22 protein-coding genes are annotated in these 23,408 nt (G+C 70.1%); 15 read left to right on the top strand and 7 right to left on the bottom strand.

Translation table 11 applies throughout. The features are described from left to right. The first annotated feature begins 80 nt into the window (after positions 1-80). Genes BLU02_RS08990 through speB form a run of 4 tightly spaced genes read left to right on the top strand, consistent with a single transcriptional unit; the run spans position 81 to position 5,741 of the window. On the top strand, positions 81-1,424 hold the full coding sequence (locus BLU02_RS08990) for an MFS transporter (RefSeq protein WP_060921582.1): 1,344 nt from the start codon (positions 81-83) through the stop codon (positions 1,422-1,424). 42 nt (positions 1,425-1,466) lie between these two features. Next, complete coding sequence (locus tag BLU02_RS08985) at positions 1,467-3,134, top strand: amidohydrolase (RefSeq protein ID WP_060921583.1); 1,668 nt, start codon at positions 1,467-1,469, stop codon at positions 3,132-3,134. A gap of 10 nt (positions 3,135-3,144) precedes the next feature. Further along, positions 3,145-4,761: a thiamine pyrophosphate-binding protein gene (locus BLU02_RS08980; RefSeq protein WP_060921584.1), complete on the top strand. Its 1,617-nt coding sequence runs from the start codon at positions 3,145-3,147 to the stop codon at positions 4,759-4,761. A 32-nt stretch (positions 4,762-4,793) separates the two neighbouring features. Continuing rightward, positions 4,794-5,741 (top strand): agmatinase, encoded by a 948-nt coding sequence (gene speB / locus BLU02_RS08975; protein WP_025102677.1) that lies wholly within the window; start codon positions 4,794-4,796, stop codon positions 5,739-5,741. A 9-nt stretch (positions 5,742-5,750) separates the two neighbouring features. Here the strand turns inward: speB and BLU02_RS08970 are convergent, their stop codons facing one another. Beyond that, positions 5,751-6,623 carry a serine protein kinase RIO gene (locus BLU02_RS08970; protein WP_060921585.1) on the bottom strand — a complete coding sequence of 291 codons (873 nt, stop codon included), beginning with the start codon at positions 6,621-6,623 and terminating at the stop codon, positions 5,751-5,753. 249 nt (positions 6,624-6,872) lie between these two features. Here BLU02_RS08970 and BLU02_RS08965 point away from each other — a divergent pair, with 249 nt between their 5' ends. Continuing rightward, a complete protein-coding gene (locus BLU02_RS08965; protein ID WP_060921586.1) occupies positions 6,873-8,069 on the top strand; it encodes an MFS transporter in 1,197 nt (398 codons plus the stop codon). Between the two features lie 127 nt (positions 8,070-8,196). On the opposite strand, the gene BLU02_RS08960 is transcribed toward BLU02_RS08965, so the two are convergent. Further along, entirely contained in the window at positions 8,197-9,162 is a 966-nt protein-coding gene (locus tag BLU02_RS08960; RefSeq protein WP_231919532.1) for a helix-turn-helix transcriptional regulator, read from the bottom strand. Between the two features lie 84 nt (positions 9,163-9,246). Here BLU02_RS08960 and BLU02_RS08955 point away from each other — a divergent pair, with 84 nt between their 5' ends. Next, entirely contained in the window at positions 9,247-9,708 is a 462-nt protein-coding gene (locus tag BLU02_RS08955; protein WP_060921588.1) for a DUF3817 domain-containing protein, read from the top strand. A gap of 33 nt (positions 9,709-9,741) precedes the next feature. Here the strand turns inward: BLU02_RS08955 and BLU02_RS08950 are convergent, their stop codons facing one another. Continuing rightward, on the bottom strand, positions 9,742-10,545 hold the full coding sequence (locus BLU02_RS08950) for a MerR family transcriptional regulator (RefSeq protein ID WP_060921589.1): 804 nt from the start codon (positions 10,543-10,545) through the stop codon (positions 9,742-9,744). A 211-nt stretch (positions 10,546-10,756) separates the two neighbouring features. On the opposite strand from BLU02_RS08950, the gene dnaK reads away from it, so the two are divergent. The 6 genes from dnaK (at position 10,757) to BLU02_RS08920 (ending at position 16,042) form a co-directional block, all read left to right on the top strand. Further along, positions 10,757-12,619 (top strand): molecular chaperone DnaK, encoded by a 1,863-nt coding sequence (gene dnaK / locus BLU02_RS08945; protein ID WP_060921590.1) that lies wholly within the window; start codon positions 10,757-10,759, stop codon positions 12,617-12,619. A gap of 2 nt (positions 12,620-12,621) precedes the next feature. Further along, complete coding sequence (grpE, locus tag BLU02_RS08940; RefSeq protein WP_060921591.1) at positions 12,622-13,266, top strand: nucleotide exchange factor GrpE; 645 nt, start codon at positions 12,622-12,624, stop codon at positions 13,264-13,266. 7 nt (positions 13,267-13,273) lie between these two features. Beyond that, complete coding sequence (locus tag BLU02_RS08935) at positions 13,274-14,257, top strand: DnaJ C-terminal domain-containing protein (protein WP_060921592.1); 984 nt, start codon at positions 13,274-13,276, stop codon at positions 14,255-14,257. 94 nt (positions 14,258-14,351) lie between these two features. Further along, positions 14,352-14,765 carry a heat shock protein transcriptional repressor HspR gene (locus BLU02_RS08930; protein WP_060921593.1) on the top strand — a complete coding sequence of 138 codons (414 nt, stop codon included), beginning with the start codon at positions 14,352-14,354 and terminating at the stop codon, positions 14,763-14,765. Between the two features lie 47 nt (positions 14,766-14,812). Continuing rightward, a complete protein-coding gene (locus BLU02_RS08925; RefSeq protein ID WP_025102667.1) occupies positions 14,813-15,472 on the top strand; it encodes a GntR family transcriptional regulator in 660 nt (219 codons plus the stop codon). A gap of 126 nt (positions 15,473-15,598) precedes the next feature. After that, a complete protein-coding gene (locus BLU02_RS08920) occupies positions 15,599-16,042 on the top strand; it encodes a DoxX family protein (protein WP_060921594.1) in 444 nt (147 codons plus the stop codon). A gap of 4 nt (positions 16,043-16,046) precedes the next feature. Here the strand turns inward: BLU02_RS08920 and BLU02_RS08915 are convergent, their stop codons facing one another. From BLU02_RS08915 to BLU02_RS08900, 4 genes are read right to left on the bottom strand one after another with little or no spacing between them, the layout of a single operon-like run. Beyond that, positions 16,047-16,478 carry an ATP-binding protein gene (locus BLU02_RS08915; RefSeq protein WP_060921595.1) on the bottom strand — a complete coding sequence of 144 codons (432 nt, stop codon included), beginning with the start codon at positions 16,476-16,478 and terminating at the stop codon, positions 16,047-16,049. Next, positions 16,468-16,800, bottom strand: coding sequence for an STAS domain-containing protein (locus BLU02_RS08910; RefSeq protein WP_025102664.1), 333 nt, complete (start codon positions 16,798-16,800; stop codon positions 16,468-16,470). Before BLU02_RS08910 ends, BLU02_RS08915 begins: the two co-directional genes overlap by 11 nt. After that, entirely contained in the window at positions 16,784-18,748 is a 1,965-nt protein-coding gene (locus tag BLU02_RS08905; RefSeq protein ID WP_060921596.1) for a glycosyltransferase family 2 protein, read from the bottom strand. Before BLU02_RS08905 ends, BLU02_RS08910 begins: the two co-directional genes overlap by 17 nt. Continuing rightward, positions 18,745-19,899 carry a PP2C family protein-serine/threonine phosphatase gene (locus BLU02_RS08900; RefSeq protein ID WP_082749981.1) on the bottom strand — a complete coding sequence of 385 codons (1,155 nt, stop codon included), beginning with the start codon at positions 19,897-19,899 and terminating at the stop codon, positions 18,745-18,747. Before BLU02_RS08900 ends, BLU02_RS08905 begins: the two co-directional genes overlap by 4 nt. A gap of 199 nt (positions 19,900-20,098) precedes the next feature. Between BLU02_RS08900 and BLU02_RS08895 the strand changes: the two genes are divergently transcribed. Genes BLU02_RS08895 through BLU02_RS08885 form a run of 3 tightly spaced genes read left to right on the top strand, consistent with a single transcriptional unit; the run spans position 20,099 to position 23,363 of the window. Then, complete coding sequence (locus BLU02_RS08895; protein WP_060921597.1) at positions 20,099-21,019, top strand: carbohydrate ABC transporter permease; 921 nt, start codon at positions 20,099-20,101, stop codon at positions 21,017-21,019. After that, positions 21,019-21,972, top strand: coding sequence for a carbohydrate ABC transporter permease (locus BLU02_RS08890; protein ID WP_060921598.1), 954 nt, complete (start codon positions 21,019-21,021; stop codon positions 21,970-21,972). The genes BLU02_RS08895 and BLU02_RS08890 overlap by 1 nt, the downstream gene beginning before the upstream one ends. A 26-nt stretch (positions 21,973-21,998) precedes the next feature. After that, complete coding sequence (locus BLU02_RS08885; protein ID WP_060921599.1) at positions 21,999-23,363, top strand: extracellular solute-binding protein; 1,365 nt, start codon at positions 21,999-22,001, stop codon at positions 23,361-23,363. Positions 23,364-23,408 lie beyond the last annotated feature (45 nt).

Genomic DNA, 23,408 nt, shown 5'->3' with positions numbered 1-23,408 from the left:
TGGAGTTCTGCCCTTGCCCGCGGCGCTCCACGTCCGTAGCATCCTTCGCTATCCGACACCATCCGCGAAGGAGCGGGTCCATGACCATTACCCCCACCCCCCGAAGCGGCGTCCACAGCCGCGCGCGCCGCGCCGGCTTCGCCGCCTTCGTCGGCACCACCATCGAGTGGTACGACTTCTACGTCTACGCCACGGCCGCCGCCCTCGTGTTCGGCCCGCTGTTCTTCCCGAGCGGCGACCGACTGGCCGAGACCGCCGCCGCCTTCGCGACGTTCGCGGTGGCCTTCCTCGTCCGCCCCCTCGGTGGCATCGTCTTCGGCCACATCGGCGACAAGCTCGGCCGGCGGGTCTCGCTCGTCATCACGCTGCTGCTGATGGGGGCCGCGACCGTCCTCGTCGGCTGCCTCCCGACCTACGAGAACATCGGCATCCTCGCGCCGATCCTCCTCATCCTGCTCCGCGCCGTCCAGGGCCTCGCGGTCGGCGGCGAATGGGGCGGCGCGGTGCTCATGAGCGTGGAGCATGCTCCCGAGAAGTCGAAGACGTTCTACGGCGGCTTCACCCAGCTCGGCAACCCGGCCGGCGCCCTCCTCGCCTCCGGCATCTTCGCGATCATGTCCCGCGGCGGCGACACGTTCATCATGGACGGCGGCTGGCGCATCCCGTTCCTGCTGTCGATCGTGCTGATCGGTGTGGGGCTGTGGGTCCGGTATCGCGTCGAGGAGTCGCCGGTCTTCGAGGAGAAGATCGAGGGCCGCAAGCAGTCCATGCCGCTCGCCTTCGCCCTCCGTGTCAACTGGAAGCCGATCCTCCTCGGCATCGGCATCCTGCCCATCTCCACCGGCGGCTACTACCTGGCCACCACCTTCGCCACCGCGTACGCGACCGGCGAGCCCATCGCGATCAGCGAGCAGGTGATCCTCGACGCGATGACCCTGGCGTCGTTCGTGGAGTTCGTCGTGACGCTGCCGGTCGCCTGGCTCGGTGACAAGTGGGGCCGGAAGAACGTGATGTACATCGGCCTGATCACCTCGGTGCTGACCTTCGCGCCCTTCCTCCTGCTGATGCCGGGCCGTGTCGAGCCGCTGATCTTCCTCTTCGCCTCGCTCGTGCGCATCGCGATGAGCGCGACCTACGCCCCGATCGCGGCGATCCTCGCCCAGATGTTCCGTCCGCAGGCGCGCTACACGTCCATCGCCCTGTCGTACGGCGTCGGCGCCGCCATCTGGGCCGGATTCTCGCCCTGGTTCGCGACGCAGCTCATCGCCTGGACCGGCAGTGTCTGGTCGGTCATCGCGATGTTCGTGGGCATGGCCGTCATCGCCGGGATCTGCACGCGTCTCGCGCCGCAGCACTCCGACGAGGCCCCGGTCACGGCGTCGTTCACCGCCCGGACCGACACCACGGCGAACCGCCTGCCCTGACCGGCACTATTCCCCCGCACGACACCACCGCGAACAGGCATCATGAGAAAGCTCACCCCCTTCGACCGCTCGGCCCAGGCCGCTCCCGTCCTCGTCACCGCGCGAGCCATCCACACGGCAGACGCGGCGGACACCACCGTCACGGCGATGCTGACCGACCGGGGGCGCATCGTCGCCCTCGGCACGGCGGCGGAGTGCGAGGACGTGGCGGCGCGGGCCGGACTCACCCCTGAGCGCGTCGATCTGGGGGATGCGGTGGTCGTGCCCGGCTTCGTGGACGCGCATGCGCATCCGCTGATGTTCGGGCAGATGATGACCTGGGTGGACTGCGGTCCGGAGAAGGCGGGGAGCATCCCGGAGATCGTGGCGCTGCTCAAGGCCGCCGCCGCGGATCTCCCCGCCGGACGCCCGGTGCGCGGCTACGGCTACGAGCAGCGGAACCTCGCCGAGAAGCGGCACCCCACGCGGTTCGAGCTCGACCAGGTGGCCGCCGACCGCGAGGTGTACCTCATGAACGCCTCCGGCCACGGCGGGGTGGTGAACTCGTACACGCTCGACCGCAACGGCGTGGACCGGGACACCCCGAACCCGGACGGCGGCGAGTTCTTCCGCGACGCCGACGGCGAGCTCACCGGCGAGCTGTCCGACGCCGCGTGCAACATCCTCACCGGCGTCCACGGGGTGAAGATCGGCCACCACGGTCCGAACTTCCACCTCGCGGACGAGCCGGAGGAGCACCTGCGCCAGCTCGACGCGGCGACGCAGCGGTTCCTCGCGGGCGGGGTCACCTCCATCGGCGACTGCCAGGTCACGCGCCGCGAGTTCGACATGTACCTGCGGCTCGCCGAGGCCGGGCGGCTGGAGCTGCGCGTGTCGATGTACCTGCTGTCGCACCTGCTCGACGAGGCGCTGGAGATGGGACTGGTCGGGCAGTTCGGCAACGCCCACCTCAGTTTCGCCGGCATCAAGTTCTACGCCGACGGCACCCTGGGCGGCTGGACCGCGTACTTCCCGGACGGCTACGTCGGCGACCCCTGCCGCACCGGCCAGCTCTACCACGAGCCCGGCGACTACGCGGAGCTCATCCGCAAGGCCCACGCGGCCGGGCTCCAGACCGCGACCCACGCCCAGTCGCCCACCGCGATCGAGATGGTGGTGTCGGCGATCGAGGCCGCGCTCGCGGAGCGTCCGGACGCGGATGCCCGGCACCGCATCGAGCACTGCGGACTGCCGACGCCCGCGCAGATCGAGCGGATGGCGGCCGCCGGCATCCGTCCCGTGAACCAGACGCAGCACTACTTCAACTGGGGCGAAGGCGTGGAGGAGGCCATCGGCACGCCCGGTGAGCGCTTCAACCCGCTGGGGGAGTTCGAGCGTGCGGGCGTACCCATCACGATCTCCTCGGACGCCCCGGTCGCCGAGCCCATCCCGCTGGAGGCGATCCAGACCGCGGTCACCCGGGTCACCCGGCGCGGGCACACGCTCGGCCCGGACGATCTGCGCATCTCCGCGACCGCGGCGCTGCGGGCGCACACGATCGAGGGCGCGGTCTCGATCGGCCGCGAGGACGACCTCGGCTCCCTGGAGCCGGGCAAGTACGCCGACTTCGCGGTGCTCTCGGACGACCCGCTCGCGGTGCCGGCCGAGGAGATCGCGGCGATCGAGGTCCGTGAGACCTGGGTCGACGGCGTCCGTCGGCACGCGATGTGAGGATGACACGATGAGCACCGACACCATCGGAGACGACCGGTACGCCGACACCGCGGGCCGTGCGGTCCTGGAGACCATCCGCGCCTACGGGGTGACCGCGATCTTCGGCATCCCCGGCACGCACAACCTGGAGCTCTACCGGCCCCTCGCCGACCTCGGCATCCGTGCCGTGACCAACCGCCACGAGCAGGGGTCGGGGTACGGTGCCGACGGCTGGGCGCAGCAGACCGGGCTCCCCGGCGTGGTGATCACGACCTCCGGCCCCGGGCTGCAGAACGCGATGAGCGCGATCGGCACCGCGTTCTGCGAGTCGCGACCCCTCATCGTGCTCTCGCCCGGCGTGCCGCTCGGGGCGGAGTTCGCCGACGTCGGCACGCTGCACGAGACCAAGGACGCGACGGCCATGGTCGGCGCGATCGCGGAGTGGTCGCGACGGGTGTCGACCGCGGCGGAGGCGGTGCAGGCCGTGCACGACGCGTTCCACCTCTTCCGCACCGGCCGCCCCCGTCCCGTGCACATCGAGATCCCGCTGGACGTGTTGGAGGCGCCCGCCGCCGTGCCCGCGGAGGACCGGAAGCCGCGCCCGATGCCCGACCGCGTCTCCGGGGATCCGATCGCGCTCGCCGAGGCCGCCCGGCTGCTGTCCGCCGCCCGCCGCCCGGTGATCGTGGCCGGTGGGGGTGCGGTGGACGCCGCGCACCAGATCGCCGCGGTGGCCGAACGGCTCGGAGCCCCCGTGCTCACGACCCTGAACGGCAAGGCGGTGCTCGACGAACGGCACCCGCTCTCCCTCGGCTCGAACCTGCGTCTCGCCGCCGCACGGGCCGTGGCCGAAGACGCCGACGTGCTGCTCGTGGTCGGCTCGAAGCTGGGCGAGGCGGAGCTCTGGGCTCCGCGGCTCGAGGCGCGCGGCGCCGTGATCCGTGTCGACATCTCTCCGGAGCAGCGGGACAAGAACCTCACCGCGACGGTCGGTCTCACGGGGGACGCCGCCGCGGTGACCGACGCCCTCCTGCCCCTGCTGCCGGACCCCGCCCGTCCCCCCCGCGACCTCACGGCCGAGCGGGCCGCGATCGAGGCCGAGTCGCGGGAGAACGCGGCGGACACCGTCGCGCTGGCCGAGATCATCGCCGCCGCCCTTCCCGCTGACGCGATCGTCGCCGGCGACTCCTCCCAGATCGTGTACATGGCGCTCGGCAGCGTGCTGCGGCAGGAGCAGCCGCATTCCCTCCTCTACACGCCGACCTACGCCACGCTCGGCTATGGCCTCCCCGCCGCGATCGGTGCGGCCGTCGCGCAGACCGAACGCCCGGTCGTCACCGTCATCGGCGACGGCGCCCTGATGTTCTGCGTGAACGAGCTCGTCACCGCCGTCGAGCAGCGCCTCGACGTCACCGTGGTGTGCGTCGACAACGGCGGATACGCGGAGATCCGCCAGAACGAGCTCGACCGGGGCATGACCCCGGTGGGCGTCGACCTCGTGCAGCCGGACTGGGCCGCGCTCGCCACCGCCTTCGGGGCGGCGGGGCGACGGGTGGCATCACGCGCCGACATCGCCCCGAGCATCCGCGCGGCCATCGCCGACGGCGGGGTGCAGCTCGTGCACATCCCGCAGCACGCCCTCTGAGACCCACACCTCCCGACGAACAGGAACGAGAAATGACCGACAACATCGGCCCCGTCGACGCCTCCGTGAACCCGCGGTACTCCGGCATCGCCACCTTCGCCCGCCTGCCCCGCATCGAGGACGTGCCGCGCGCCGACATCGCGGTGGTCGGCATCCCGTTCGACTCCGGCGTGAGCTACCGCCCCGGCACCCGCTTCGGCCCGTCGCACGTGCGCGAGTCGTCCCGGCTGCTGCGGCCCTACAACCCCGCGCAGGACGTGTCGCCGTTCCAGCTCGCCCAGGTGGTGGATGCCGGCGACATCCCGGTGAACCCGTTCGACCTCACCGAGGCGGTGACCGAGGTCGAGCGCGCGGCGCTGGCGCTCGGCGAGCAGGTGCAGCGCCTCGTCACGATCGGCGGCGACCACACCGTGGCCCTTCCTCTGCTGCGGGCGGTGGCCGCGAAGCACGGTCCCGTCGCGGTCCTCCACTTCGATGCGCACCTGGACACGTGGGACACCTACTTCGGCGCCCCCATCACGCACGGCACCCCCTTCCGCCGCGCGAGCGAGGAGGGGCTGATCGACCTCACCGCGAGCTGCCACGTCGGCACCCGCGGACCCCTGTACTCGAAGCAGGACCTCGAGGACGACGAGCGCCTCGGCTTCTCCATCGTCTCCAGCGAGTACATCGAGGAGCACGGGGTGGAGGCGGCGATCGACCGCATCCTCACCCGCATCGGCGACAAGCCGCTGTACGTCTCGATCGACATCGACGTGCTCGACCCCGCGCACGCGCCCGGCACCGGGACCCCCGAGGCGGGAGGGCTCACGAGCCGCGAGCTGCTGCGCATCCTCCGGGCGCTGCGCGACCGGGACATCGTCGGCGCCGACGTCGTGGAGGTGTCGCCCGCGTACGATCACGCCCAGATGACCGGGATCGCCGCGAGTCACGTCGTGTACGAGCTGGTGACCCTTCTCGCCGCCCGACTCGCCTCCTGACACCGGGAGTCAGAACAGGGTCCCGAGGAGGTCGGCGAACAGGGCCTCGGCGTCGCACTCCACCCGTCGCCGTGCGAACCAGTCGCACACGTTGACGCAGTCGCGGTGCAGGAGGTCGAGGCCCTGCGGATTCGCGATCACGTCGACGATCTGCGGCAGATCGATCACCCGGACCCGCCCGTCGTGCACGAGGAGGTTGTAGGCGGAGAGGTCCCCGTGCGCGAAGCCCGCGGCGGCGAAGACCCGCATGAGGTCGGCCACCTGCGTGAAGTACTCCTGCATCTCGGCCTTCGACCCGCGCACCTGGGCGAGCCGCGGTGCCGCGACGCCCTGGTCGTCGCCGAGGAACTCCATGAGCACCTCGGTGCCGCTGACCTGCACGGGATAGGGGACCGGGGCGCCGCGCTCCCACATCCGGCACAGGGCCTCGAACTCCGCGCGCGACCACTGGGCTGCGGCGACCTCCCGTCCGTGGGCGGTCTTCTTGGCGAGGGCGCGCGTATCGCGGGTGTTCCGCGTGCTGCGCCCCTCGGTGTAGACGGCGGAGCGCTGGAAGCTCCGGTTCTCGATGCCGCGGTAGCGCTTGGCGGCGAGGAGGGTGCGCTGCGTCGGGTCGTCAGGCACGGCGCGCTCCAGCAGGAACACGTCGGCCTCCTTGCCGGTCTTCAGGATGCCGAGCTCGGTGTCCAGGGCGCCGGCGGAGGTCACGACCCAGGCGGGGCGGGGTTCCGGTCCCCGCTCGGTGGGGGTGGACGAGGGCCAGGTCGTCCAGCGCTGGTTCGGGCCGGGCTCGACCTCGGCGAAGGAGAGGGCGGTCTCGAGGGAGTCGAAGGAGGTGGCGTCGAAGGACGCGGCTTCCGAGGAAGCGGGGGATTCGGTCACGGTGTGGCTCCGGGAAGGGAGGCCACGCGGCGATCAGGAGCGGGTGGCCTCGAAGGGAAGGTGGTCGGCGAAAGGCGCGACGACGACAGCGTTCATCTCATCGCCTCCTTCGCTCGGGCTTCCCGGGCGGATCCCGGTGCGTCGTCGAGCCTAGGGGCCCGGACGGAGGTTGTCCAGGGGCGGACGATCGGTCGGGTGCGGCGGACGACCGGTCGGGCGCAGACCCGTCCTCGTCGCGAGTCTGGAAGCATGACCACGACCGCCCCCGTCCCGACCCTGCCGACCACCCGCGGCGACCGCATCCGCTACGGAGGGCTCATCGCCCTCATGGTGATGGGGTTCCTGCTGGTGACCGCCGAGTTCCTCCCCAACGGAGTGCTCACCGAGATGGCGGACGGCCTCGGGGTGACCCCGGGCCAGGCCGGGCAGACCGTCACGGTCACGGCCCTCGTCGGGCTCTTCGTCGCCCCGACCGTCGGCCTCGTGTTCCCCCGTCTGGACCGCCGGTCGCTGCTGGTGTGGATGGCGCTCGCTGCCGCTGTGTCGAACCTCGTGGTCGCCATCGCGCCGAACCTCGTGGTCGTGCTGCTGGCGCGGTTCCTGCTGGGTGCCGCGATCAGCGCCTACTGGACCATGTCGATCACGGTCGCCGCGCGGCTCGCTGGGCCGGAGCACCTCGGTCGCGGGGTGATGTTCACCTCCGCCGGCGTCTCGCTCGCCACTGTCGCCGGCGTCCCGCTCGGAGTCATGCTGAGCGAGGTCGTCGACTGGCGCGCCGTGTTCGCGATCGCGGGAGTGCTCATGGTGGTGCTGGCCGTGGCCCTGCGGTGGGCGCTGCCGACCGTCCCGGCCGAGCGGGCGTCGAGCCTGCGTCTGCTCGTCGACACGGTGCGGCGTCCGGGCATCGGCCTCGGGATGGTCGGACACGTGCTCGTCGTGCTCGGGCACTTCCTCGCCTACACCTACGTCCGCCTCGCGCTGGAGCGCATCCCGGACGTGGACGCGTCGACGATCGTCGTGCTGCTGGCGCTGTTCGGTGTCGGGGGCCTCCTCGGCAACCTCTCCATCGGCCTCGTGATCGACCGCTCCTTCGCCTTCTTCGCGGTGTTCGCTCCGCTCGTGATCTCGGGCGCCGTGCTGTCGATGGTGCTCTTCTCCGGATCGATCATCGGCATCGGCGCGGTCGTGCTCCTCTGGGGCTTCTTCTTCTCGTCGTGGCTGATCGTCGTGAACACCTGGGTGGGCCACCGCATGCCGGACCGCCTGGAGGCCGGGGGGAGCCTCGTGGTCGTCGGGTTCCAGGGCGCGATCACGCTCGCGGCCGGCGTGGGCGGACTCCTCGTCGACACCCTGAGCGTCGAGCTCGTCTACACGATCGGTGCGGTCTCGCTCCTCGCCGGTGCCGTGCTCTTCGGACTCTCGAACTCCCGCAGCTCCCGCTCCTGACTCCCGGGCTCGCCCGGGCACGATTTCGGAGCAGGCCGACGAAACGCCGTCCCCGCGGGCTCGGGGCCGGCGTGTCGTCCTGTGGCTCCGAAGCCACGCCCGCCCGGGCTGGGGCGAGGTCGTGGGATCAGGCGGGGACGAGGGAGTGCGAGGCGCGCCAGGAGGACGGCGTCATCCCCGTCCGGCGGCGGAAGGCACGACTGAAGCCCTCGTCCGATGCGTAGCCGAGCTCGCGCGAGACGCTCGAGACGGACTGCCCCGCCTGGAGCATCCGCTTCGCGGCGTCGATCCGCACCTCGGTCACATAGTCGGCCGGGGAGCGACCCACTGTGAGACGGAACCGCTCCGCGAAGGCCGAGCGCGACATGGCCCCGACGGCGGCCAGGCGCTCGACGGTCCAGTCCCGTCCCGGCTGCTCGTGGATGGCGTCCACCACGCGGTCGAGGAAGGGGTCCTTCGACAACGAGGGCCACCCCGCGGGTGCACACCCGTTCGCCGCCCAGGCCCGGATGACCGAGAGCAGCACGGTGGTCGCCATCATCCGGCAGATCAGCGGGTCGCCCTGGCGCACCGGGCACGCGGCCGCGTCGACAACGCCCATGTTCTCGGCCAGGGCGGCGGCGGCCGGCTCCAGCGCGTCGAATCCGGTCACCGTGAGGAAGGGCGGCAGGAGCGCAGGGAGGGGAGAGGCGGTGTCCGCGAGCTCGATGTCGACGACGAGGAGCGCGGTGTCGGCATCGGCCTCCAGCGCGAAGGTGTCGCCGCGGAGCAGGAGGAAGGCGTCGCCGGTCACGAGTCGATCGCAGTGCCCTGGCTCTTCGACCGTGAGCTGCTGCGACGAGGGGTCCACGTCGAGGCGGCACCCCGTGCCCAGAGGCGGATGCCCGTGCACGGCGCCGTCGGCGATGTAGACGAGGGTGATGCGACCGGGCGGCAGCGGGAGGAGTCCTCCGGAGGTCAGCCGCACCCGGCGGGCGATCCCCACCCGCAGGTCCACCGTGCCGAGCACAGCGGACAGCGCATCCGCGTCCACCGTCACCATGCCTTCGGCAACGTCGGCTGCCGTCCCCCTATTCCCCTTCGAATCGCTCACCTTGCTCCATTTCGGCGGCGGATGGAGCAAAGTGGGCGATTCGAAGCGGGATACGCTGGAGGGGTACCCCACCCGAGGAGTTCCGTGTTCCGCACCCCTGGCCGCCTGTACCGTGTCCTCGCGATCGCGGAGGCGATCACCTGGACCCTCCTCATCGCCGCGATCATCGCCCGCGCCGTCGGTGCCCCGGGGGTCGTGGTGACGGTCGGCGGCGGTATCCACGGGTTCGTATTCCTCGCCTACGCCGCGACCGCCGTCCTCGTCGCGCTCAACCAGCGGTGGCATCCGGGCGTCGGTGTGCTGGCGGTCCTCAGCGCCGTCGTGCCGTACGCGACCATCCCGATGGAGATCTGGCTGCACCGCACGGGTCGTCTCCAGGGCGACTGGCGCCTCGACGCGACCGACGACCCGCGTGACCGCCGCTGGTACGACCGCCTGATGCGCTGGTTCCTCCGCCGCCCCTGGGTGCTCGCGGTGCTGCTGGTCGTGGGCATCGTCGCGCTGTACGTGATCCTGCTGCTGGTCGGCCCGCCCGGGGGCAAGTGATCGCCGCGTCGCCCCGTCTGCGCGGCCTCCGCGTCAGCGCCGCGCGACGGGCTGCTGGAGCTCGGTGACCCAGTCCGACTGGTCGTCCCCGACGGCGCGGACGTAGAGCTCCCGACACGGCCCGGCGTGCACGAGGCCGCGCGCGACCACCTCGGTGTGGATGGCGTGCCAGCTCTCCGCGATCCGCTCCATCGAGCCGAGGTGCACCCCGCAGACGGCGTCCTCCTCGGCGGGGAGTTCGATGATCTCGATCCCGTCGGCGGCGGGGCCGGAGTAGGAGTATCCGGCGATGACCTCCATCCCGTCCGGCAGCGTCCGGTACTGGGCGATCGGGGTGGTGAGGGTGCCGCATTCGTCACCGATGACCTCGGCCACGGCATCGAAGGAGGGGCCGACGACCTCGGCGACCGCCGGCTGCTCGGCGACGACGGTGCGCACGGCCGCCAGGCGCACGGCGGGGAGGGGCTTCTGGACGATCTCGATCTGCGACATGTGCTTCTCCTTCTCGATGAGGTGGAGGCGCCGCTCCACATCGACGAGTCGCGCGGCGGCGAGCCGGTGCTCCTGCTCCACCTCGGCGCGCCGGATGCGCAGCAGCGCCGCGATCCGGTCGGCGTCGACGCCCTGGGCGAGGATCGCCGAGATGTCGTCGAGGCCGAAGCCGAGCTGACGCAGGGCGACGATCCGGTGCAGGCGCTCGAGCTGCGACGGATCGTACGACCGGTAGCCGGTGAACTCGTCCACGTGGGCGGGGACGAGCAGCCCGGCCGTGTCCCAGTGCCGGAGCATCCGGTGGGTCACCTGGCCGATCTGCGCGAACGCTCCGATGGACAACATGTCTCTGTTCTCCCGTCTGACACCGTGTGAGAGTCAAGCATGGCGGCTCGCGGACATCTGACCGCCCGGCCGGAAAACTTGAGCCTGTTCATATCAAGTTCATTTGACAGCCTCCGGGGCTCGGCGTACACTTGAGCCATCGCGACTCAGGTTTCCCTGATCGCCGCAGGTTTCCAGACCACTACAGACTTCCCAACAAAGGAGAGAACACATGGCACGTGCTGTCGGTATCGACCTCGGAACCACCAACTCCGTCGTCAGCGTCCTCGAGGGTGGCGAGCCCAAGGTCATCGCCAACGCCGAGGGCTTCCGCACGACCCCTTCGGTCGTCGCCTTCACCAAGGACGGGGAGGTGCTCGTCGGTGAGACCGCGAAGCGCCAGGCCGTCACCAACGTCGACCGGACGATCGCCTCGGTCAAGCGCCACATGGGCACCGACTGGAGCTTCGACGTCGACGGCAAGAAGTGGACGCCGCAGGAGATCTCCGCGCGCATCCTCCAGAAGCTCAAGCGCGACGCCGAGTCCTACCTCGGAGACACTGTGACCGACGCCGTCATCACGGTTCCGGCGTACTTCAACGACGCCGAGCGTCAGGCCACCAAGGAGGCCGGTGAGATCGCGGGCCTCAACGTGCTCCGCATCATCAACGAGCCGACCGCGGCTGCCCTGGCCTACGGCCTCGACAAGGGCAAGGAGGACGAGCTCATCCTCGTCTTCGACCTCGGTGGCGGAACGTTCGACGTCTCCCTCCTCGAGGTGGGCAAGGACGACGACTTCTCCACGATCCAGGTGCGCGCCACCGCCGGTGACAACCGTCTCGGTGGAGACGACTGGGACCAGCGTCTCGTCGACTACCTGATCAAGCAGTTCAAGGAGACCACGGGTGTCGACGTCTCGGGCGACAAGATCGCCCTGCAGCGCCTCAAGGAGGCCGCGGAGCAGGCGAAGAAGGAGCTCTCCAGCTCCACGTCCACGAGCATCAACCTCCCGTACCTGTCGCTGACCGACTCGGGCCCCGTCTCGCTCTCCGAGACCGTGACCCGCGCCAAGTTCGAGGACCTCACGAAGGACCTGCTCGACCGCACCAAGAAGCCCTTCGAGGACGTCATCCGCGAGGCCGGCATCAAGGTGTCCGACATCGACCACATCGTCCTCGTGGGTGGTTCGACCCGTATGCCTGCCGTCGCCGAGCTCGTCAAGCGCGAGACCGGCAAGGAAGCCAACAAGGGTGTGAACCCGGACGAGGTCGTCGCCGTCGGCGCCGCGCTGCAGGCCGGTGTCCTCAAGGGCGAGCGCAAGGACGTCCTGCTCATCGACGTCACCCCGCTCTCCCTGGGCATCGAGACCAAGGGCGGCATGATGACCAAGCTCATCGAGCGCAACACGGCCATCCCGACCAAGCGGAGCGAGACCTTCACCACGGCCGACGACAACCAGCCGTCCGTCGCGATCCAGGTCTTCCAGGGCGAGCGTGACTTCACGCGCGACAACAAGCCGCTCGGCACGTTCGAGCTCACCGGCATCGCGCCGGCGCCCCGTGGCATCCCGCAGATCGAGGTCACCTTCGACATCGACGCCAACGGCATCGTCCACGTGTCCGCGAAGGACAAGGGCACCGGCACCGAGAAGTCGATCGTCATCTCCGGCGGTTCGTCGCTGTCGAAGGAGGACATCGAGCGCATGGTGCGCGAGGCCGAGGAGCACGCCGCCGAGGACAAGGCGCGTCGTGAGGCTGCGGAGACCCGCAACCAGGCCGAGACCCTCGCCTACTCCATCGAGAAGCTCATCTCCGAGAACGAGGACAAGCTCCCTGACGACGTGAAGACCGAGGTCAAGGCCGACGTCGATGCGCTCAAGACGGCACTGGCCGGCGACGACGACGAGGCCGTGAAGACCGCGTTCGAGAAGCTCAACCAGTCCCAGTCGAAGCTCGGCGAGGCGATCTACGCCTCCTCGCAGGCGGACGCCGCCGGCGCTTCGGCCGAGGGCGAGACCCCGACCGGTGACGCCCCCTCCTCCGACGAGGACGTCATCGACGCCGAGGTCGTCGACGACGAGGACGAGAAGAAGTAATCATGACGGACAAGAACTTCGACGAGAACGAGGTTCCGGAGGGGTCGGATGCTCAGGCATCCGGCCCCGTGCCGCAGAACCAGGACTCCCGCGAGGCGAAGGCCGCCGAGGGCTCGGACGAGACCCCGGTCGACGCGGCTGCCGAGGCGGAGGAAGGGCTGACGGTCGAGGACATCCTCGGTGCCGCGCAGACGGCGGATGCCGCCGCGGGCGACGCCGCGATCGCCGACGCCGAGAACGCCCTGCTGACCGACCTCAAGCGCCTGCAGGCCGAGTACGCGAACTACCGCCGCCGCACCGAGGAGCAGCGCCAGATCGAGATCGAGCGCGCGAAGGGCGAGGCCGCCAAGGGCCTCATCCCCGTGCTCGACGACCTGGCCCGCGCCGAGCAGCACGGTGATCTGGTCGAGGGCAGCCCCTTCGCCGTGATCGCCGAGAAGGTGCGCGCGGTCGTGGAGCGCCTCGGCGTGGTCGCCTACGGCGAGAAGGGCGAGGAGTTCGACCCCCAGCGTCACGAGGCGATCTTCCAGCAGCCGACCCCCGGCACCTCGAAGACCACGGTGCTCGAGGTCGTCGAGGTGGGCTACCGCCTCGGCGAGGTCGAGCTGCGTCCTGCGAAGGTCGTCGTCGCCGTCCCCGCGGAGTAGGTGATCGATGGCCAGCCAGGATTGGTTCGACAAGGACTTCTACAAGACCCTCGGGGTCTCGAAGGACGTCAGCGACGCTGACCTGAAGAAGACGTACCGCAAGCTCGCGCGCAAGTATCACCCCGACTCCAATCAGGGCGATGCGAAGGCCGAGGCCAAGTTCAAGGAGATCAGCGAGGCCTACTCGGTGCTCTCCGACGCCGAGCAGCGCAAGGAGTACGACGAGATCCGCGCCATGGGTTCGGGCGCTCGCTTCACGGCGAGCGGCTCGGGCGCCGGCGGGTTCGAAGACGTCTTCAGCCGGTTCGGACAGCAGGGGCGCGGCCAGACCGCCGACTTCGAGGACATCTTCGCGATGTTCAACCAGGGCCAGGGCAGCTCGTTCGGCGGTGGCCGGTTCGGGCAGCCGAGCGGCGGCTTCCGTGGCTTCGGTGGTCCGCAGCGCGGCGCCGACGTCACGGCCCGCACCACGCTGGACTTCAGCACCGCCGTGCAGGGCGAGACCATCACCCTGCAGGGCGAGGACGGCAAGCCGTTCAAGGTGAAGATCCCCGCAGGCGTCGCCGACGGGCAGAAGATCCGGCTGCGCGGCCGTGGTCGCCCCTCGCCGGACGGTGGGGAGAGCGGAGACATCGTGGTGCAGATCACGGTGCGTCCGCACCCGGTCTTCACGCGGGACGGCCTCAACCTCCGCCTCGTGGTCCCGGTGACCTTCACCGAGGCGACGCTGGGCGCGACCATCGAGGTCCCGACGCTCGGCGGCGACGTGGTGAAGCTGCGTGTGGCCCCCGGGACCCCGTCGGGCCGCGTGCTCCGCGTCAAGGGACGGGGTGTCGCGACCGCGAAGGGGACCGGTGACCTGCTCGCCGAGCTCCAGGTCGCGGTTCCGACGCACCTCGACGACGCGGCGCGCGAGGCTCTCGAGAGGTTCCAGGAGCTGGAGCCCCAGGAGAACCCGCGGGCCGAGCTCATGGCGAAAGCCCGCCGTTGACGAGCACAGGCTTTCGCGTCGGGTCAGGCGCTTCCGGAAGGGAGTTGCCTGACCTGGCGCGGCGGCCTGACGTGAAATCAGGAAGGAAGGCGTGATGGACGCGGACACCCCGGTCTTCGCGATCGCCGCAGCCGCCAAGCTCTCCGGCCTGCACCCCCAGACCCTCCGTCAGTACGACCGGATCGGCCTCGTGGTGCCGGGACGGACGCCCGGCGGCTCCCGTCGTTATTCTCACCGCAACATCGAGCAGCTGCGCGAGGTCGCCCAGCTCTCCTCCGAAGGGGTCAGTCTCCCCGCGATCGCCCGGCTCCTCGACCTGGAGGATGAGAACCGGATGCTGCGCGACCGTGTCATCGCGCTCGAGAGCGCTCTCCGCGCCGAGCGCGAGAACCGTCCCGGCGTGCGGGTGTTCGCCGCCGGAGCTGCGGGGGTCGTGCCCATGCCGACCGGTCGCCGCATCCGCCGTTCGACCGAGCTCGTGCTCTGGAGTCCGCGCTCCGGAGCCTGACCGCGTACCCCGGTGTGTATCCTGTCAACTGTTAACAGGAGGTCACCATGACGCAGACCGTCACGCGCGGGGAGTCGCTCGGAGCGCAGGTCGCGCGCGTGCTGCGCCAGCGCATCGTCCGAGGGGAGCTCGCACCGGGGGCTCGCCTCACCGAAGAGGCCCTCGCCGAGGAGTTCGCCGTCAGCCGCGGTCCCGTGCGCGACGCCCTGACCCAGCTCAGCTTCGAGAAGCTCGTCGAGGTGCAGCGCCCGCGCGGGGTCTACATCGTGGGCCTCACGAGCGACGACGTCGACCAGCTCTACAGCCTCCGGGGCGCATTGGAGCAGCTCGCCCTCTCGCGGGCGATGCGGGTCGACGACGACGACCGGTGGCAGCCGATGGCCGACGCCGTCCAGCGCATGGCCGAGGCCGCGGACGCCGGTGACCATGCGGCCTTCGTCACGGCCGACCTCGACTTCCACTCCCAGATCTACGCCCTCGCCGATCACCCGCGGCTGGAGGGCGCCTGGAACCAGTACCTCCCCACGTTCACGGCGCTGCTCGAGGTCACGATCAACCACGACGAAGACCTGCACGAGTCGTCGGACGACCACGTGAAGCTGCTCGACGTCATGCGCACGGGAGCCCCGGAGGATGCCGCCGCGGTGCTCTCGGCTCACCTCGACGGCGCCAGGGAGCGGATGCTCCACGAGGTCGGCTCCCGCTGAGGTCGCCGCGTCCGCGAACCCGAGGCGTTCAGCGGACGGAAAAGAACGGTTCCTACCGTGGGGGCCAGGGCAAGAGCCCTGGTCCGCGCCCGCGCGGGTGTCCTGCCACGAAGGAAGAACCTCCTCATGACGAACACCACAGCCTCCGCCTCCTCCGCCTCGTCGCTCGGACTCCTCGTCCTGCGCATCGTCGTCGGCGCGATCTTCGCCGCCCACGGCGCCCAGAAGATCTTCGAGTTCACGATCCCCGGGACCATCGGCAGCTTCGCCGGGATGGGGGTCCCGCTCGCCGAGATCGCCGCACCCGTCGTGGCCTTCCTCGAGCTCATCGGCGGGATCCTGCTGATCCTCGGACTGCTGACGCGTCCGGTCGGAATCCTCCTCGCCGTCGACATGCTGGTCGCCCTCGTGCTCGTGCACCTGCCCGCGGGCCTGTGGGTGACGGCCGGCGGCTACGAGTTCGTCGCCGTGCTCGGCGCCGCGGCTCTCGCGCTCGCCCTCACGGGGGCGGGGCGCTACTCCATCGACGCCGCCGCGCTCCGGGGACGCGCGCCGGCCTGGCTCGCCTGACGGGTCAGCCGCCCGCCTCGCGCGCGGGATCCACGCGCCGGACGAGCACCCAGGTGTTGCCGAGATCGGTGACCGTGTGGGTGAACTCGTCGAGCGCCGCCTGCGACAGCGCGAGTCCGCGTCCGCTCTCCGCCTCCTCGCCCGGCATCGTCACCGCGTCCCAGTCGATCGGTGCCGGCGGGGCGGTGTCGCGGATGTAGGCGCGCAGCTCCTCCGCCGTCACGCGGACGTCGATGCTCAGGACGACGTCCGCGTGCTCGTTGTGCTGCGCGACGTTGGTCGTGACCTCGCTCAACGCCAGGGTGAACAGCACCTGGTCCTGCGCCGGTACCTCCGGAGCCTGAGTCCAGAGTCGGTCGAGCTCGTCGAGGGCGCGGTCGACGAGGGCGAGCCCGGCGGGCCCGTCGATGTGGAAGGCCCGGGTGTCAGCGTCCATCGAACGCCGATTCCGGCGTCGGGTAGTCGCGGAGCACGCGATCCAGGTTGGTGAGGTGGAGGACGGTGCGCACGGCCTCGGGGACCGCGGCGATGCGCAGATCGCCCCCGGCCACCCGGGCGCTCTTGAGGCCGCCCACCAGGGCGCCGAGGCCCGAGGAGTCGACGAACTCGGTGCCGCTGAGGTCGATCGCGATGCGCGGCTGCCCGGCGGCGACGAGGTCGCTCACCGCGTTGCGCAGCAACGGCGCGCCCGAGGCGGTCAGGCGCCCCGTGATCGCGACGACGGCGTAGCCGTCCCTGGTGTCAGTGCTGACGTTCATTCGACTCCTTCTCGAGGACCTGTGCGGCGGGACCGCGATAGCGCGCCGCCTGGATGATGACGCTGAGGACGACCAGGTCGTACAGGACCCAGGCGGTGTTGACGAGGGTGCCGGTGCCGTCGCCGGTGCCGACGATGACCCGGGCGACCCCGATGACGAGAGCGATCACGAGCACGACCATCGCGGTCAGCTGCGGCCAGATCTCGCGCCACGGGACGCCGCGCGGGTCTCGGCCGTCCTTCCGCGTCACGGCGAAGGACAGCGGCCGGCCGAGCACCACGTTGGCGAAGGCCGTCCAGCACGCGCGGATCCACACGGGGAACAGTGCGAGCGAGTATTGCTGACCTCGCCAGGTCTTCACCCCCTTCGCGACCACGAGGAACAGCGCCTGGTTGACGAGGAAGTACGGCAGGAACCGCACGAAGAAGTCGACCGACCAGGCGGTGACGGGAAGCACCCCGAACACGAGATAGATCACCGGGGCGGCGAGGTAGACGATGGCCGCGAAGCCGGACAGGTAGCTCCACATCGTCGCGAAGTACATGAGGCGCTGCCCCACCGAGAGTCCGCGCTTGGCCAGGGGGTTGTCGCGCAGCATCACCTGCAGCGTCCCCTGCGCCCACCGCAGCCGCTGCGTGAGCATCGTCCGGAGGTCTTCCGGGGCGAGGCCGTGCGCCAGGATCTCGTGGTGGTAGACGCTCTTCCAGCCGAGGGCGTGCAGCTGCATCGCCGTCGCCATGTCCTCCGTCACCGAGATCGTGGCGAGCGGGAGGATGGGCTGCGCCTCATCGGCCCGGTCGAGGCGGAGCGCGTCGAGCAGTCCGCGGACGGCCTCGACGGCGGTGAGGGGGGAGAGGTCGGAGGCGGCCAGAGCGTCGAGCCCGGCCTCGTCCACGATCACCTGCCCGAGTTCCGCGTCGTGCTGCACCGGCAGGGACTCGATCACCGCGAGGTCGGCACGGATGCCCTCCAAGTCGTGCGCCACGAGGATCCGGGAGGCGTTGTCGACAGCTTCCCCCACGCGCGCGGCGACCTCGGCGACGGAGTCGCCGCCGGCGAGCTCCTTCCGCCCGCGGGCGATCGCGATGCGGAGCGCCCCGAGCTCGGTGGCGAGCGCGGGGTCGGTCGCGGCCTCGGCCTCGCGGGCGATCAGCGCCTCGGAGGTCTTGAGCGCCCGCGCGGCGGAGTCCGTCACGTTCCGCACGTAGCCCACGATGCCGAGCTGCATGAGCGCCTCGCGGCGGAGCACGGCGTTCGACCCGCAGAAGAAGGCCGCATTCCAGCCGTCCTTCCCCTGCTGGATCGGCCCGTAGAACAGCGGCGCCTGGCTGCCGAGCGGATCGGCCTCGTCGACGTTCACGAACCACTGCGGCGTCTGCACGAGGGCGACCTCCGGGTCATCCGCGAAGTAGCCGAGCGTGCGGTGCAGGATCAGCGGGTCCGGCACCTGGTCGGCGTCGAGGATGAGGAGGAACTCGCCGTCGGTCTGGAAGAGCGCGCTGTTGAGGTTGCCCGCCTTGGCATGCCGGGGCTTGCCGGTCCAGTCCTCGGAGCGGGTGAGGTAGCCGACGCCCGCGGCCCGGGCCTCGGCCTCGAGCTCGGGGCGGGAGCCGTCGTCGAGGATCCAGGTGGAGTGCGGATAGGCGATCCGCTTCGCCGCCCTGGCCGTCGTCATGACGAGCTCGATCGGCTCGTCGTAGGTCGTGATGAACACGTCGACGGTGCCCTGTGGCGGCGATACCGGCGCCGGACGCTCCTTCGCGCGCCACATCGTGAGGCAGAACAGGAAGGTGTCGATGAGGCTGTAGGTCTCGGCGATCACGAGCGGCACCGCGATCCACCAGGCCGACCAGTTCACCGACTCCAGCCATCGCCAGGCGACATAGTTCACGCCCAGCAGGACCGAGAGGAGGGCGAGGACGCGGATCGTCGCGAACCGCGCGGTCATGCGTCCCTCCGCACCACCACGACGGTGATGTCGTCGGTGGCGCGGTCATCGTTCGCGAGCCGCAGCGCCTCGCCGACAGCGCCACCGGGGCCCATCTCCGCGAGGACGCGCTCGACGTGGCCGAACGGGTCGTCCGGGTCGAGCACGTCGAGGAGTCCATCGCTGCAGCAGATGAACGCGTCGCCCGGTTCCAGACGGGTGGTCACCGGGACGCGGGGGTCGGCCAGGCCCATCCCCATGCCCAGCGGCAGGTTCGTGGAGCGCAGCGGCGTCCACGACCCGTCCGCCCGGACGACGAAAGCGAGGCTGTGACCGGCGTCGATGACCTCGAGGTCTCCCGTCTCCGGCCGCAGCTCGGCGACGACGGCCGTGACGAACATCGACGTGTCCGCGAGATCGTCCTCGAGCAGGCGGTCCACCTCGATCACGGCGTCGGACAGCGAGCGCTCCGGCGCCGTCCGCAGGGAGGCGCGCACCGTGGCCGCGACCAGCGCCGGTCCCGTGCCCTTGCCCATCGCGTCAGCCAGCGTCACGCGCAGGGCGTCGCCGTGTCGCGAGAAGTCGTAGTAGTCGCCGGCGAGCATGCCGCGTGGGGCGGCGCCGGCGGCGATCGTGTAGCCCTCGATCTCCGGATGCACCCGCGGGCGCAGCGCTCGCTGCACCACGGCGGCATGGTCGATGTCCGCGTCCTGTGCCAGCTCCGTCTGCACCCAGAACGCGAGGTCGCGCAGGAGGTCCTGCTGGGCGTCGGTGAAGGTGTGCGGCTCCGTGTCGAGCACGCACAGCGTCCCGACCGGCTCGCCGCCCGGCGCGTGCAGCGGATGGGCCGCATAGAAGCGGAGGTGCGGATCGCCGGTCACGAACGGGTTCTCGGCGAAGAGGTCGGTGGTGCTCGCGTCCTCCACCACCACGGTCCGGTCCTGCGACACGGTGTAGTCGCAGAACGAGTCCTGGCGCGGTGCCTCGTTCCCCCCGAGGCCGATCTGCGATTTGCGCCACTGTCGGTCGCGGTCGATCAGCGAGACGCTGACCATCGGCACGCCGAACATCTCCTTCGCCAGTCGTGCCACCCGATCCACCCGCTCATCGGGTGGTGTGTCAAGGATCCCCAGTTCCTCGAGCGCTGCCTGTCGCCGTCGCTCGTCGAACATTCCCCCGGCCCTCCTCCGTGTTTATTCCCCTCATCCTAGGGAGGAACCGCAGCCGGGGCACCAGGGCGCCCACGCGGCATTCAGGTGAACCACAGGAAACGGTTCTGCGCAAGCCCCGCGGAGAACCGCTTCTCCGGATCTACCATCGCGCCAGGACGGGAGTGTCGTGTCTGCACGTCCTCGGAAAGGAGGCAGGTGGATGCCGCTCAAGACCCGCCAGCGGGACCGGTACAACCGCCGGGAGGCCCTCGCCGGCTATCTCTTCATCTTGCCCTGGCTCATCGGATTCCTCATCTTCACGGCCGGCGCGATGGTCTACAGCCTGTACATCTCGTTCAGCAGCTACAACCTCGCCACGAACAGCGCCCGCCCGGTCGGCATCGACAACTACGCCAACCTCTTCGAGGACCCGCGGGTGGGCGTCTCGCTCGCGAACACGCTGTTCTACGTGGTGATGGCGGTGCCGCTGGAGATCGTGTTCGCGCTGATCCTCGCCCTGCTGCTCAACCGCGTCGGACGGGGTGCGGGTGCCTTCCGGGTGCTCTACTACCTGCCGAAGATGACGCCGGCCGTCGCGACCGCGGCGGTGTTCTTCCTCCTCCTGAACGGCAACTCCGGGGCGATCAACCAGTTCCTCCGGGTGTTCGGCATCCAGGGGCCGCAGTGGCTCGTCGACCCCGCATGGGTCAAGCCGAGCATCGTGATCATGACGCTGTGGACCGTCGCGGGGACCATGGTGATCTTCCTCGCGGCGCTGAAGAACGTGCCCGTCGAGCTGTACGAGGTGGCCTCGCTCGACGGGGCGGGACCGATCAGGAAGTTCTTCTCGATCACCCTCCCGATGATCTCGGGGGCCATGTTCTTCAACGTCATCGTGCTGTCGATCGCCGCGTTCCAGATCTTCGACCAGGCGTACCTGCTGTTCTGGCGGGATCAGAGCAATTCGTCACCGGAGGCATCCCTCTTCTACGCGATCTACCTGTTCCAGCAGGCCTTCCGGCAGTTCAACTTCGGCTTCGCGGCGGCGATGGCGTGGCTGCTCTTCGTCATCATCATGATCATCACGCTCATCCAGGTGAAGGTCGGCAACCGCTTCGTCTACTACGAGGGAGACCGCTGATGTCCCAGACCCTGCGTCAGGTCCCCGTCGAGGCGGAGCCCGAGAAGTCCCCTGGCACGTTCACGACCACCGTCGCCACCCGTTCGCGCTGGCGACGGCAGCTGCGGCAGCCGAAGAGCCTCATCGCCCGCATCGTGCTGAACGTCATCCTCGTGCTGTTCGCGCTGCTGTTCCTGTACCCCTTCGCGTGGCTCCTCGCGGCGAGCTTCAAGCCACGAGGGGAGGTGTTCGACAACGCCCTCATCCCGAAGACCTTCGTGCCGGAGAACTACGTGGAGGTGTGGAATCAGCTCCCGTTGCTGAACTGGATGGGCAACAGCATCGCCATCGCGCTGCTCGCCGCCGGTGCTGTCGCGATCTCCAGCTCGATCGTGGCGTTCGGGTTCGCCTACTTCCGCTTCCCGGGGCGCGGCCTGCTGTTCGGCCTCGTGCTCGCGACGATGATGCTTCCCGGCGCGGTGACGATGATCCCGATCTACCTCATCTGGAAGGAGACCGGACTCCTCGGCACCTGGGTGCCGCTGTGGGGGATGAACCTCTTCGGATCGGCCTTCTACATCTTCTTGCAGCGGCAGTTCTTCCTCGGCCTGCCGCGGGAGCTGTTCGAGGCGGCGCGGCTCGACGGGGCCAGCGCCTGGGGACTCTTCTGGCGGATCGCGATGCCGCTGTCGATCCCGTCGTTCGTCATCGTGTTCCTGTTCGAGTTCCAGGCGAGCTGGAACAACCTCCAGGCCGCCCTCATCTACCTCAACGCCGGGTCGGTGGACGAGTTCACCGCGCCGCTCGGCATCGCGTACGCCATGACCAAGTACAGCCCCACCGCGGGCGGTCACGGCGACTACCAGTACGTCATGGTCGCCTCCCTCCTGGTGACCCTCCCGATGCTCATCCTCTTCGCCTTCGGGCAGCGCGCCTTCATCGAGGGCGTCGCGACCCAGGGGCGTAAGGGATGACGAACCACAGATCGAAAGGAGCAGTCATGCGCACACGCATGCTGGGAATCACCGCGGTCGCCGCGGCATCCGTCCTCGTCCTCGCCGGGTGCGGCGGGGGAGGGGGAGACGACCAGGCGGCCGACGCCGACTTCGGGGCGGAGCCGAGCGGCACGCTGAAGGCGTGGGGCTTCGAGAACGCCGACGACGTCGGCACCTCGCGCATGGACTACGCCGCCGAGCAGCTGAAGGACGTCGAGGTCGACCTCGATGCGACGGCCTTCGACGCGCAGAAGTTCACCACCCGCATCGCGAGCGGCGACGTGCCCGACGTCGTGCAGATGGACCGCCGGTACGTGACCACGTACGCCGCGCAGGACCTCATCATGCCGCTCGACGAGTGCTTCGCGGCGCAGGACGTCTCGCCGCGGGACCACTGGTACCCCTTCGTCGTCGACGACGTCACCTACGACGACGCGGTGTGGGCGGTGCCGCAGTTCTACCAGCCGCCGGCGATCCTGCTGAACAAGGCCGTGCTCGACGAGGCGGGGGTGACGGCGGACGAGATCGACACCTCGAAGCCCGACGTGCTGCTCGGCGCGATCGAGAAGATGTACCAGGAGTCCGGCGGCGTACCCACGCGGCTCGGGTTCGATCCGGTCGCGACCGGTCAGGCCGGGCTGTGGATCCTCGGCATGGGCGGCCAGCTCAACGATGAGAAGGGGGCGCCCACCCTGGACGACCCCAGCAACGTGGCCGGCATCGAGATGCTCAAGCAGATCACCGACGCGCAGGGCGGCTTCGCAGCCGTCAAGAGCTTCACCGACTCGTTCGACGCCTTCGGCGACCAGAACCAGTTCGTCGCCCAGCAGGTGGGCGCGCAGGTGAACGCGCAGTGGTATCCGAACGTGCTCAGCCCCTACGCCGACCAGATCGACCTCGAGGCCGTGCCGTTCCGGAACGCCGACGGCGAGCCGTTCTCGGTCGCCTCCGGCACCGCGTTCGTGATCCCGGCCGGAGCGGAGAACCCCGCGGCGGCGTGCGCGTGGATGGTGAACCTCACCTCCGACGACGCGTGGAATGCGGCGGGCGAGGCACGTGCCGAGACCCTGAAGACCGACGGCGGGATCAACACCGGGCTGTTCACCGGGTCGCCGTCCGCCGACCAGTCGATCCGCCAGACCTTCGTCACCGACAGCGGCAACGCCGGCTTCGATCAGGTCATCTCCACCTACTACGACGTGGTGGACTACGGGCAGTCGTTCGGCTCTTCGCCGGCGGGTCAGGAGATCCAGAACGAGCTCAACAACGCCATCACGGCGGCGCTGCTCGGGGACAAGTCGCCGGAGGACGCGCTGAAGGAGGCGCAGGAGGCCGCGATGCGGGCGTACGAGAACGCTACGGCCGGCTAGAGCCGGTCAGACGCGGAGGGACGGCGCCAGGCGGACATCCCCGCC

Origin of the sequence: Microbacterium paraoxydans, assembly GCF_900105335.1 — a bacterium.
Lineage (GTDB): Bacteria > Actinomycetota > Actinomycetes > Actinomycetales > Microbacteriaceae > Microbacterium > Microbacterium paraoxydans.
This window is presented reverse-complemented; position numbering and strand designations above follow the sequence as displayed.